Consider the following 13,007-nt stretch of genomic DNA (forward strand, 5'->3'; position numbering starts at 1 on the left):
TTGCTATGAAAAAAATCGGATTTCTTTCCTTTGGGCATTGGACGCCTTCATCTCAATCACAGACCAGATCGGCAGCCGACGCACTGCTGCAGTCGATCGAGCTGGCGGTCGCGGCAGAGCAGTTGGGAGCCGACGGAGCGTACTTTCGGGTACATCATTTCGCACGCCAATTGGCAGCCCCCTTTCCGCTGCTCGCCGCCATCGGCGCCCGAACAAGCCGTATCGAGATCGGCACGGGTGTTATCGACATGCGATACGAAAACCCGCTTTACATGGTTGAGGACGCAAGTGCCGCCGATCTCATTTCGAAAGGACGTCTGCAGCTGGGGATAAGTCGGGGCTCGCCGGAGCAGGTGATCGACGGCTGGCGGCACTTCGGCTACGCGCCGGCTGAAGGCGAGACCGAACAGGACATGGCGCGCCGCAATGCCGAAGTTTTTCTCGATATGTTGCGCGGCCAGGGTTTTGCACAACCCAATCCCAGGCCAATGTTTCCAAACCCTCCTGGGCTATTGCGTGTCGAGCCGCATTCCGAAGGCTTGCGCGAGCGGATCTGGTGGGGTGCCAGCTCGAACGCGACTGCCGTATGGGCCGCGAAGGCCGGCATGAACTTGCAGAGTTCCACGCTGAAGGACGATGAGACCGGTCAACCCTTCCACGTCCAGCAGGCCGACCAGATCAGGGCATTTCGCGAAGCGTGGAAGGCTGCCGGTCATCGACGCGAGCCAAGGGTCTCAGTTAGCAGAAGCATATTTGCCCTCGTCGACGACCGTGATCGCTCCTACTTCGGGCGTGGAGACCAGAGCGAGGATAAGATTGGCTTCATCGATGACAGGACCCGCGCGATTTTTGGCCGAAGCTATGCTGCCGAACCAGATGTCCTGATTGATCAACTGGCAAAGGATGAGGCAATCGCCGAGGCTGACACACTTCTTTTGACGGTCCCAAACCAGCTCGGGGTGGATTACAATGCTCACGTTTTGGAAGCATTCCTGACGCATGTCGCACCGGCTCTCGGCTGGCATTGAACTAGCTGCGGCCCAAGCCAGGTGTTATTCAAGCCAGACTGCACAGGCCAATCGCCTCGTCGTTCTGGCTTCCCTGCCCTCCGGAGGCATTTGGTCTTCCATCGTTCACAATACGCGCGCGACTGCGTACGACTAAAAGTTGAAATTGCAGTCGATCTCTCTATTTATGATTGAACGCGAATTTACCGCGATCTTAACAACGTCCAATCGCAACCGCGATCGTTAGGCAGCGAACACTCCCCGCAGCAATCATACGAGGAATTGGATGCAAGACACCCACTCGCGTCGCCGCCTGCCAGAGGTGCCGCCTGAACAATCGCAGATTGCCGTACTGCAGGCGACGGTGGAACGGCTTCAGGCCGGGTTCGACGACAGTACCAAAGCGAAGAAGGAGTGGAGCGCCGAGCGCACGCTGCTACGCGCGATGGTCGATCACGTTCCGGACGCCCTCTTCGTGAAGGATCTGCAGAGCAGATTTATCATCATCAATAGAACCGTAGCCCGGTTTCACGGGCTTATCGACCCCGATGAGGTGATCGGCAAGACCGACTTTGATCTTCACACGTTCGAGACTGCATCGAAGTTCTTCGAGATCGAGCAACGTATCATGCAAACCGGCAGTCCGATGATCGATATGGAGGAGGTTGTAATCGACCGCCCGACTGGCGACACCAAGTGGCTTTCGACATCCAAGGTCGCCATGCGCAACGATCAGGGCGAAATAGTCGGCCTCGTCGGCATATCGCGCGATGTCACTGTCCGCAAGCGCGATGAGATCTTGCGCGAGGAACAGGCCCATGTCCTTGAGATGATCGCGATGAACTTGCCCCTGGAAAAGGTCCTCGAGCGCATCGTGCTGTTGATGGAAACGCAGCTGCAGGGCGTTTTCGGCTCGATCCTGCTGCTTGACCCGGACGGAACTCATCTGAAGCATGGCGCAGCTCCGAGCCTGCCTGCCGCATACAATCAAGCCATAGACGGCACTGCAATCGGTCCCGGTGTTGGCTCGTGCGGAACGGCCGCCTATCGGAGGGAAAGTGTCATCGTTACGGATATCGCCAACGATCCATTGTGGGTCGACTTCCGCGAGCTGGCAGAACGCTATGAGCTCCGCTCTTGCTGGTCGACACCGATCATATCACACCTCGGCGCCGTTCTTGGCACCTTTGCAATGTACTCTCGCGACATTCGTGCTCCCGACGTTTGGGAAACAAATCTCACCGGGCTGGTCACCCGGATCGCGGCCATCGCCATCGAGCGCAAACTTGCCGAAGATCAAATAATCTTCGTGGCCCACCATGATAGTCTGACGGGCCTCGCCAACCGCACCCTTTTGAAGGATCGCCTTGTCCAGGCGATGTTGCAGACCGAGCGCTATAACCCTTGTGTGTCCGTCGTTTTTGTCGACCTCGATGATTTCAAGTCGGTCAATGACAGCCTCGGTCACGCGGCTGGAGACCAGCTGCTCAAGATCGTCGCGGGGCGCATGGTCGACTGCGTCAGGCCTATCGACGCCGTTGTGCGGCTGGGTGGGGACGAATTCGTAATCCTGCTTGTTGACCAGCCCGAAGGTACGGACGCTATCTCGGCGACGCTCGACAAGATGCGGATGGCGATAGCAGAACCCATCTCCATCGAAGGACGGCCGTTCCATATCGCCTGTAGCATGGGTGTCGCGACCTACCCGAACGATGGCCCTGACGCCGAGGCGCTTCTCACCAACGCCGATGCTGCAATGTACAAGGCCAAGGAAGCCGGAGGCGACGGCTTCCAGTTCTTCACGGCGGAAATGAACGTGAAGGTTCACGAGCGCCTCGCCCTGCAGGATGCGATGCGCGACGGCATCGGCAGATCCGAATTCTATCTGGTCTATCAGCCGCAGGTCGACATTCAATCGGGTCGGATCTTCGCAGTCGAAGCCCTGGTGCGATGGAAGCATCCGGTCCGCGGAGTAATTTCGCCAAATGAGTTCATAACGTTGGCCGAGGAGACAGGTTTGATAGTCCCTCTTGGCGACTGGGTGTTGAACGAAGCCTGTCGGCAAAACAAGGCCTGGCAAGATGCCGGGCTACCACCCGTCAGCGTTTGCGTGAATGTTTCCGCCCGCCAGTTCCAGGACAAGAAATGGACAAGCCACGTGACCAGTGCGCTGGAGGAGAGCGGGCTCGACGCCAGATATCTGGAGCTGGAACTTACGGAAAGCCTGGTGATGCGGGACGTCGACCAGGCGATTGTCACGATGAAGGAACTTCAGGCACTCGGCGTCCATTTCGCCATCGACGACTTTGGTACGGGCTATTCGAGCCTCAGCGCTTTGAAAAGCTTGCCCGTGTCCCGGCTCAAGATCGACCAATCGTTCGTGCTCAATCTCGCAACTGACGAGGACGACAGGACCATCGCAGCCGTGGTCATCTCGCTGGGGCAACGGCTTAACCTGAAGGTCATAGCGGAAGGAGTGGAGACCAATGAACAGCTTGGCTTCCTGCGCGACAGCCATTGCGACGAGTTTCAGGGATATCTGTTCAGCAGGCCAGTCGAAGCCGCAGCGATCGCTGCTCTGCTTCAGGCTTGATCTTTGAGCATTTCACCCGCGGTTTGCGGCTGTTGATGGATGAGACAAAGCTCACGTTAACGCTACCGTTCGGCACCATCGTGACTGCTTTACAAAGCGGGTAGTGGGATGGCACCACGGCCATAAGGTTGTCACTGAGCACCGCGTCTGCCGCTAGCAGTTTTTGCAAAAGCCCGGTCACTTTCCGGGCCTTTGAACATTTCGCGTTGGCGCGGCAAGCTTCGACTTGCTTTGGTGCCGTATACGCGGTTGGATGGCTAACTCACGACGCTCGGCATTCACGGGGTGTTGTCAGTTGATCATTGGAGGGTGCCATGGACTTGGCGAAGCTTCGAGAAAGCTACGAGCAGAAGCTAAGAGAGCACGAGGAAACACTTCTGGCTTTGGACGACAAGGGCGTTCGTCACTTCCGGCAAGAGGGCGACGGACCGCTGGCCGATATCTCCGAGGAGATCAAAGCTGAGTATCATCGGCACATTGCGAGCTACGCTGCCCTGATTGCCGAGATCAACGCAATACTGGGCACATAGCGCAGGCTTTCCAGCATGAAGCGCTGTCGCGGCAATTATTGACCACCCAATCGATCCCGCGCCACGGAAAGGCGTATCGACAGCCCCTCGGGCTTCCAATCACGGACGATCTCGCCGCCCAACTGGCTTCGCACGGTCGCCTTGCCCAGTACCGTGCCAAATCCCTCTCCATCCGTTTGACGAGCAACAAGTGGGCCGTTGCGCTCGGTCCATGTCAGGACAAAACGGTCTCCTTCGTCATCGCAGTTGATGTCGACCACACCTTCGGACACGGACAACGCCCCATATTTGGCGGCGTTGGTCGCAAATTCGTGCAGGAGCAATGCAAAGCTCGTAACGGCAGCACCGCTGATCGGGGTATCCGGACCAACGATGTTGGCACGCGGCTGTTGATTGTCCGGACAATTGTCGTAGGGCGCGAGGATTGTTCCGATCAACCGATGCAGCGTGGTTGCCTGCTCGGTTCTGCCGGTCGCCTCGGAGGTCGATGGAACAGTCAATGCATGCGCTTGCGCCAACGCGCTCAACCGGGCTCGAACTGCGCTGGCAAGCTCGGCCGGTGTGCTAGCGGATCGGGCGCTGAGCGAGACAACGCTGCTTGCCAGTGTGAACAGGTTCTTGACGCGGTGGTCCATCTCTCGGATGAGAAGATGCTGTTGCTCCTCGGCGCGCCTGCGCTCGGTGATATCGCGAGCGATCTTCGAAGCGCCGATGACCCTGCCCTCGCGATTTCTGATCGGCGACACCGACAGGGAAATCTCGATAAGGCTGCCGTCCTTGCGCCGCCGGATCGTCTCGTAGTGATCGATACGTTCGCCGCGGCGAATGCGGCTCAATATGTCAGTTTCCTCGTTGTGCCGATCGAGCGGGATCAACATCACCACGTGCCTGCCGATCGCTTCCTCAGCTGTATAGCCGAACAGCCGCTCCGCACCGCGGTTCCAGCTAATGATCGTACCGTTCAAGTCTTTGGCGAGGATCGCATCGTCAGAGGATTCGACGATGGCCGCAAAACGCTGCGCCGCTTCGTCAACGCTTGCCCGTTCCGAAAGGTCGACCAGCATATTGACGGCACCGATCAGATTGCCATCGGCATCAAAGAGCGGTGTTGGGAATGCCAGGAAGGGAACGCGCGTGCCATCCGGGCGCTCGGCGACCGCCTCCATTCCTCTATTGGCGCACCTGTCCTTCAGCGCTGTGGCCATTGGACACTTGTCATGCGGCAGAGGGCTGCCATCGGGCCAATACAGCTTCCACGATCCACAAAATTCGCTTTTGCCGATCTCTGGTCGGATGCCCCACATTTCAACAGCAGCGCTGTTGTAGAACGTAATGCGACCGCCCGCATCCGTCATGTAGATCGGCTCGGGAAGGGCTTCGAGAATGTGTTGAACGTTGACATCCACAGCCGGCGGCCGCGTGCGTTCACCACTATTGGTCTGCTTTGCCTTGATGCCGTTAGTGACATCATCTCGTGCGTCTACCGAAAGGGACATTCGTCTCTCCGCAAGTGCCGTTGGATCGGCTTTCTACGGCCGGGAATTCATTAGCGGAAGGGATAGAACGATAACCCTCCGGGAGGCTGAAGTATAGCGGCCGTCTTCGCTGGTTCATTGTGGTTCCGCCCGCAGTACTTTTCCAATCTCGGACGCGAGCTGCGCCTGAGTATAAGGCTTTCCAAGACGCGGGAGCTCGATCCCGGCGTCGGGCGGCAAGTCTGCATATCCCGTCGCCAGCAGGATGGGCATATCGGGAGCGAAAGGGCGGGATGCCTTGGCTAATTCGGCACCCGTCATGCCAGGCATGGAATAATCGGTGATCATAAGATCGAATCTTTCCCCGCTCCTCAGGATATCGAGCGCATCCTGGCCTGAATTCGCCTCTACGACCTCGTGCCCCAGGTCTTCGAGCATGTCTACCGAGCTCATGGCGATCAACGCGTCGTCGTCCACCACAAGAATCCGAATAGCCCTTTGTTCGGCGACTTCCAGAGCTTTGGCTGCGCGCTCGCGCAGCGGCGCCGTAGCGGCTTCAGGAACCCAAAGTTCGGCCGTCGTTCCCTTTCCGACAGCACTTGTCAGACGGAGCGCGCCCTTGAGCTGCAACGCCAGTCCGTGAACCATCGACAGACCAAGTCCTGTTCCCTTGCCGAGTTCCTTGGTGGAGAAAAACGGCTCGGTCGCCCTCTGGAGGGTCGCCTCGTCCATCCCTTGTCCTGTGTCTTCGACCGAAAGGACGACATATCGCCCCGGTGCGAGCCCGCTCTCGGCTGAATCTATTCTATGCGAACGCAGTCCGATCTTGACCTTTCCGCCATCAGGCATTGCGTCGCGCGCATTCACCGCAAGATTGAGCAAGGCAAGTTCGACCTGGTTGGCATCGACGAGAGCGGGCGGGATGGAATCGCCGAGGTCGGTCTCGATGGCCACCATGGAGCCAACCGAACGTCTGAGGAGATCCTCCATTTCAGAAACCAGGAGGCTGAGACAGGTCGCTTCCACGACCAGATCCTGACGTCTCGCGAATGCAAGAAGGCGTTGCGTCAGAGCAGCGCCGCGCTTGGCACCCTGGAACGCGCCGTCGATCAGCCGGGTTGCTCTTGCATCGCCATCCGCATGCTTTCGCAGCATCTCAAGATTTCCAAGAACAGCCATGAGAAGATTGTTGAAGTCGTGAGCTATGCCACCTGTTAGCTGGCCGATCGCTTCCATCTTCTGCGCTTGGCGCAGGTTTTCTTCGGCCCTCTCACGCTGCGCAACTTCTTCAATAAGCTTCGCGTGTGCCGCTTTCAGTTCAGCCGTTCTTTCGGCAACCCTGTCCTCCAGTGTATCGTTCATACTCCGCAAGGTATTCTCGGCCGTCTTCCGGTCTGTGATATCGGAGGACACGCCGACCAGCTTCTGGGCCTTGCCGTTTCTATCGCGGTAAACCTGCGCCCTGCCCTCAATCCAATGGATCGACCCATCCGGCCAGATGCAGCGGTACTCGATGGCATAGTCATTGCCGGTTTCGATCGTCTCTCGCACTTCCCTTCGTATCCGCGCGACATCGTCGGGATGAATGCTGCCAATCAGATCGTCATAGCTGACGCTTTCGTCGACCCCTCTCCCGAAGATGCCCCGGCAGATCTCCGAGGTCGCCAGAGCCATCGATGGTAGGTCAAGCTCCCAGGAACCGAGATGCCCGGCTTCAAGGGCAGTCTGCAGCCGCCGTTCGCTCTTTGCCAGCTCATCGATCCGGGCGCGAGCTTCGTATTGTCTCCTTCGGCCCTTGAGAGCTGTGCGCGCCACGCTGATGAAGGTGGTGGCATGGAATGGCCGCTCCAGAAAGGTGACGTTTCCGAGCACTTCCGAAAGCCGGGCCGCAGCCGGGTTTTTCTCGGGGCCCCCGCCTCGGTGTGTCAGCACCACGAACGGCAGGTCCGACCAACTCGGCTGGTCGGCAATCCAGGCTGCAATCTGCCGCAGGTCGCTTGCTCGGAGGGCCTCCTCAGTCAGGATGCCAAAGGCGATGTCGTCGCCAAGCAGGCTTACAAATGAAACAAGGTCGTCCGCATTCCTGCACGGAATCGCCGCCTCCTTGAGAAGCGACGCTGCCACCTCGGAATCACGGCCCATGGGCGTATATATGAGAGCGGCGGCGCGTTCAGGAATTGTCTTCACCCTCACCGCTCGAAGAAAGAAGCGATCCTTGGCCGCCGATAAGCGCCGGCACCCCTCGCAGCACACCCTGGAAGCCGGTCAGCGGCTCACCCAGGCTAAGTCCCTGCGCACTGATACGGTATTCCCGAATGGTGTCTTCATGTCCGCCTGTCCGCTTCTTGATGACGGAGACCGCGCGCCTCACACGGCCGAAGGCTTCGAAATAACGGAGCAGGATGACGGTATCGGCAAGATAGGTGACATCCACAGGCGATTTCATGTCGCCGACCAGGCCATGCTGAGCGACGGTCAGGAAGGTGTTGGCACCCTGCCTGTTCAGGTACTGCAACAGCTCATGCATGTGCAGTATCAGAGCCGTTTCCTCCGGCATCGACGACTGGTAGCCATTGACGCTGTCGATGACGACGGTCTTGGCGTTTGCATCGTTGACGCGCTGCCTGACCCGCTGAGCGAACTCGCCTGGCGACAGTTCGGCTGCATCGAGCTGCTCGATATGGATTGATCCCTCGTCGCGCAACTTTTCCAAATCCAGCCCAAGCGTCCTCATCCGCGAGAACAGCAACCCCAGCTCTTCGTCGAATATGAAGATGGCTGCCTTCTCACCACGTGCGACGGCAGCACGTACGAATTCAAGGGCGAAGGTACTTTTCCCGGTGCCCGCCGGGCCGATGAGAAGCGTGCTCGAGCCACGCTCGACCCCACCGCCGAGCAGGCCATCGAACGCCTTTATTCCACTGGGAAGTATGTCGCGCCTGAACTCCGTCCGGTGCTCGGCAGCCCGCAGGCGTGGAAATACTTCAACGCCACCTGTCTTGATCGCGAAGTCATGGTATCCGCCCCGGAATGCCTGGCCCCGATATTTGATCACCCGCAGTCGCCTGCGCTCCGACCCGTAGTCGGGCGCAAGCTCCTCAAGGTGAATGACGCCGTGAACCACGCTGTGAACTGTCTTGTCGAGCATCTCTGTCGTCATGTCGTCGAGAAGAAGGACCGTCGCGCCTTTCCGGGCGAAGTAGTGCTTCAGAGCCAGTATCTGCCTGCGGTATCGAAGCGAACTCTGTGCCAGCAGCCGGATCTCCGAAAGGCTGTCGAGGACAACCCGGCTCGGCTGGATTCGTTCGAATGCTTCGAAGATGAGCTTCGTCGTCTCTCCGAGCTCTAGGTCGGATGAGTAAAGAAGGCTCTGCTGCTGATCGGAGTCGAGCAGGCTCTCTGGCGGAGTGAGTTCGAAAATCTCGATGTTCTTGTCGATCACCATGCCGTGCGAGGCCGCGCTTTCCCGCAATTCGGTATCGGTCTCGGAAAGCGTGACATAGAGGCATCTCTCGCCAAGCTTCGCGCCTTCCAGAAGAAACTGAAGGGCGATTGTTGTCTTGCCCGTCCCCGGATTTCCCTCAAGGAGGAAGACATGACGGCGCGACAGGCCGCCCGCAAGGACGTCGTCTAATCCAGTCACGCCGGTCAGAGCTTTGGTCTCGTGCCCAGCGGCCATGAAAACTCCTTCAATATGGACGGGTTGAACTATGGCGCGCGCCAAGAAAATCAAGGCACGACATGACGATCGCCTTCAGCGCTCGATCCGATGGATAGCCATTGCCGTCCAATCGCGCCGCGGCGGTGCGACCTGGAGTTAGTCGCAGCTGGCACCCTCCCGGTGAAACCGCGTGCGGCTTCACCGCCAACAATGAGCGGCGCGGCGAAAGTGAGCGGGAACTTTGGACGCTGGCACGGTCTCCTATGCGCCACGAGCTCGCTTACTCGGCAGGCGTCGGCTCCGGGAACTTCCACGTACCGTTCAGAATCTCGGCGTGGGGGCGATAGAGTCTCGCAGTGTAGTTCCAGCCAGGCATGATCGGCAGGCAGTTGACAATCTTGCCGTCGCATCCGCCGAATTGGATGTCGACGGAACCGTCAGCGCCCTTCTTCGACGTTATGTCGTTGAGCGAATACGCGTTTTCATCGTTCTTCTGGAAGTAGCCGTCGGCGTTGTAGAGACTGATGGACCAGAATCCGTCAACGGGGACGTCGCCAATGTGTAGCTTGTAGACGGTTTTGCCATCGTTCTTGGGCGGCGTGAAGTTGAGGTAGATTGCGTCCCTGGGGGGATTGCCGCCCCAGGTCGTAGCAGCGGAGATCAGCCGCTGTATCGGGTCGACCTGCTGTCGTGTTCCGAAGGCCTTGCTTGTATCGGTTAGGGTGGTGCCTAAAGTGATCAGAGCGCTGCGGACCTTCGACTGGCTGGTCGCGTCCCATTTGGGCACCTCGAATATTCCGGGTGACTTCTGTTCGATCTCTATCGCATCCTGCAGGGCATGGGCCTTTTCCATGTCATTCGGGTTGGATGGATCGACCAATGTACGAACCGCGGCCAGCACGTAGCGAGTGCCGAGCTCCTTCCTGCTGAAGGTGTGCGGTCCGGGCTTGTAGATGGCGGGCGGGGAGTACATGTCCTCGCTGATCACCTGCAACGACATGAACCGCTTGCCCGCATCCGGAAGAGTGATCGTCACCGGCCCGGCTTCGAGGTCGAAGACCGCCGCCGAGTAGAGCGTGTCGCGGTTCTGGCGGATGACGGTCTGGGTCTCGACGGGCGACAACTCACGATGATGTTCGAATTTCCCAAACCCGCCTTCCTTCAGAGCTACGGTGCTGAAATAGAGGTCGGTCTCCGCGCGTATGAAGTTCTCGACGGTTACGGGCACAGCGTCTGCTGCCGCGAGCACCGTCGCGCAGCTTATCGCAAGGAAGACGCCACTTGCTCCAACTTTGAATAGACGTTGCATGTTGCAACCTCCTATTGCGTCAAAGAACGCGTTCGTTTCTTTCTCACCTCGCCTGCTCGATATCCGGCAGCACCCACGTCTTGTCGAACAGGTCTTTCGTCGGCGCGTAGAGCCGGAACATGACCTCGAAATCGCGCTTGGGGTCGGTCGGTATCCAGTTTGCATCCCCTCCCTTTGGCGCTTTAGGCCCCAGGAAGAGATCGATCGAGCCATCGGCGTTCTTCTGCAGATCGGCGATCTGAGACGACCGGCTGGCGCGGGGCATGTTGCGGATCAGTGCGTGGGTCTCGCGGTCATAGGCGGTCAGCGACCAATATTGTTGAACGGGGACGTTAGCGGGCACGTTCAGCCGATAGGTCTTCGCACCATCGAAGGCGTGCCCGTCCTTGTCCTTGATCGCGATCAGATAGAATTGCCCCGCTCCGAGGCGCTTGATACCGACGTAGCCATAACTGTAGGTCAGGCCTCGGACGTCGACCGGATAGGCGTCCGGCTCGTCGAATGAGGCAGCTGCCGCCTTGACCAGCTCGGGATCGGCGGGAAAGTTCCAGCACCCGTTTTGATAGAACGGCTTCAGTCCCGTATCGTATCTCGCTTCAAGCCATTCTCGGGCTTCATGGATTCCGGCTTCGAGCTGCCTGTTTGTCATCACGTCGGGCTTGAAGTCCTTGCCCTTCTCGATGCCGAGCGACTTCAGCTGGTCGATCATCGCCCGGTCGCGCGGCAGCCACGGTTCATCCTGGATGATCCGGTCGAGGGATTTATAAAAGGTGACATCATATCGGATCGTGCTGTCGAACAGGACGTCCTTCGCATCGGTGAAGACCGTCTCCGGAGGATTGGCAGCCTGCGACAGCGGGTAGACCTTCAACCTCTTGGCATAGGCAACCGATTTTTCGATTTCCGCGTCGCTATGGCTGGCGAGGTTGGAGCGCAGAAGTGCGTAGCCCCCATATGTGTCCGACTTGAGCGGGATGTAGCCGTCGGGGATCTTCTCTGTATAGCCCGGCGGCAGGATGAGATATTTTCCGCCTTTGCCTTGATCAGCTCCGGATGGTCCTGCATCTTCGAGCGGCATCTGCCATATGTTTACGATATTGCCGTTGATCGATCCGCCCTCGGCAGGCGGCACATCTATGACGACAGGCCCGACGTCCCTCGTGTTCGTGAACGTCATAAGATAGATCGCGTCCGGATTGGGCGTCAGTGTTTGATTGTGCCAGTCGACAGGGCGCGACCAGTAGACGATCTGGTTGACCTTGCCCTTCGTCTTGGCAAGCATTTCCTGCAGCATAAGGTCATAGTTGACGGCGGGGATACCCCATATCGCAGCCTCGACGGCCCGCCGCTCGATCGTGCGCTCCGCCAGTTCACGGGGGGGAGAATGCCGCAGCCGTCGACGAGATTGTCGCCATGGCCAACGTCGTCGCGAGTAACAGTTTTCGCATGTCCTGCTCCTGTCAGCGCTATGGCGTCAGGATGCTCGGAGGTGCAGCGAAGCGAAAGTACGTTACAGTAAACGCGACCGTAACAGCCACTGCATGGCTACGCCTCCAGCAAGGCGCGAAGATCAGTGTGCAGCGTTCGCGGTGATGATACCCAGCTTGCCAAGTCCGCTGACGAACAGCTGGACGGCAACGGCGGTCAGGAGAATGCCGAATACGACTTCAGAGATGACAAGACTGGCTGGCTTCATTCGCTTCGCCAAGGCATCGATATTCGTGAACACCAGATAATCGAATGCGGCAACGATGAGGATCAGCCCGACAACGAGCGCTGCGCCAGCGATGGAGACGACTTCGTCAGATGCCAGGATAAGGACCGTGATGCCCACCGGATTGAGCAGATACGGGACGGCAAGCGGAAACACGGCGATTTTTGCCGGGTCTACCTCTACTCCAAGATCTTCGTTGTGCTTCTCAATTGGGCCGGCCGCCATTTTGAGTGCGAGTATCGCGAGGACAATACCGCCAGCGACTGCGACGGCACCGCCGGTGATATGCAGCAGTCGCATCAGTAAAGAACCCGCGGCAAAAATGATCAAGGCCGTCACAAGCGCGATCAGAACCATCTGCCGGCCGATCGCGACCTTCGTCTTCGCGTCGAACTTGTGGGTCATTTCCAGGAATGGAACCAGCGCGATCTTCGGCCCAATGCCAATGAGGAGGAGCAGGAGAAGCTTTGCGACAGTACCCGTGTCAATGACCGATAAATCCATCGAAAGCTTCCCCCCAGGAACTCTGATCACATGAGACTATCATTGATGATCGATGAATTGTCTAGCAGCGGGGCGCGGTCGCTTTTCTGGGACAATCAGGTCGATAGTATATTAGCAGATTATTATGGATCGAACTTGGAAGTCGTTTGGATAGGTGTTAGCCTTCCCTGCCGATGATCTCGAAGGGCGCGAGCACGTGAACGCGGAAACGCCA

The 13,007-nt window shown here is 58.4% G+C and carries 9 protein-coding genes; 3 read left to right on the forward strand and 6 right to left on the reverse strand.

Annotated features, from left to right (window positions below):
* The first annotated feature begins 5 nt into the window (after window positions 1-5).
* The 3 genes from CPY51_RS13915 (at window position 6) to CPY51_RS13925 (ending at window position 4,130) form a co-directional block, all read left to right on the forward strand.
* Window positions 6-1,028, forward strand: coding sequence for an LLM class flavin-dependent oxidoreductase (locus CPY51_RS13915; RefSeq protein ID WP_111160789.1), 1,023 nt, complete (start codon window positions 6-8; stop codon window positions 1,026-1,028).
* A gap of 265 nt (window positions 1,029-1,293) precedes the next feature.
* Window positions 1,294-3,600, forward strand: a complete 2,307-nt coding sequence (locus CPY51_RS13920) for a sensor domain-containing protein (RefSeq protein ID WP_111160790.1) — start codon at window positions 1,294-1,296, stop codon at window positions 3,598-3,600.
* A gap of 314 nt (window positions 3,601-3,914) precedes the next feature.
* The gene (locus CPY51_RS13925; protein ID WP_111160791.1) at window positions 3,915-4,130 is read left to right on the forward strand and encodes a hypothetical protein; all 216 of its coding nucleotides are present in this window, start codon (window positions 3,915-3,917) and stop codon (window positions 4,128-4,130) included.
* Between the two features lie 35 nt (window positions 4,131-4,165).
* Here CPY51_RS13925 and CPY51_RS13930 read toward each other — a convergent pair whose 3' ends face one another.
* The 6 genes from CPY51_RS13930 to CPY51_RS13955 form a co-directional block, all read right to left on the reverse strand.
* Window positions 4,166-5,626 (reverse strand): PAS domain S-box protein, encoded by a 1,461-nt coding sequence (locus CPY51_RS13930; RefSeq protein ID WP_111160792.1) that lies wholly within the window; start codon window positions 5,624-5,626, stop codon window positions 4,166-4,168.
* A 114-nt stretch (window positions 5,627-5,740) separates the two neighbouring features.
* Entirely contained in the window at window positions 5,741-7,747 is a 2,007-nt protein-coding gene (locus CPY51_RS13935; RefSeq protein WP_111160793.1) for a hybrid sensor histidine kinase/response regulator, read from the reverse strand.
* Window positions 7,748-7,775: 28 nt separating this feature from the next.
* Window positions 7,776-9,284 (reverse strand): ATPase domain-containing protein, encoded by a 1,509-nt coding sequence (locus CPY51_RS13940; protein WP_111160794.1) that lies wholly within the window; start codon window positions 9,282-9,284, stop codon window positions 7,776-7,778.
* 262 nt (window positions 9,285-9,546) lie between these two features.
* Window positions 9,547-10,575, reverse strand: coding sequence for a DUF1254 domain-containing protein (locus CPY51_RS13945; protein ID WP_111160795.1), 1,029 nt, complete (start codon window positions 10,573-10,575; stop codon window positions 9,547-9,549).
* A gap of 43 nt (window positions 10,576-10,618) precedes the next feature.
* Entirely contained in the window at window positions 10,619-11,857 is a 1,239-nt protein-coding gene (locus tag CPY51_RS13950; protein ID WP_338049431.1) for a DUF1214 domain-containing protein, read from the reverse strand.
* Between the two features lie 288 nt (window positions 11,858-12,145).
* Window positions 12,146-12,793, reverse strand: a complete 648-nt coding sequence (locus CPY51_RS13955) for a MarC family protein (protein WP_111160797.1) — start codon at window positions 12,791-12,793, stop codon at window positions 12,146-12,148.
* Window positions 12,794-13,007: the final 214 nt, after the last annotated feature.

The organism is Arminella tubonensis (genome assembly GCF_003240585.1).
Classification (GTDB): Bacteria; Pseudomonadota; Alphaproteobacteria; order Rhizobiales; family Rhizobiaceae; genus Rhizobium; species Rhizobium tubonense.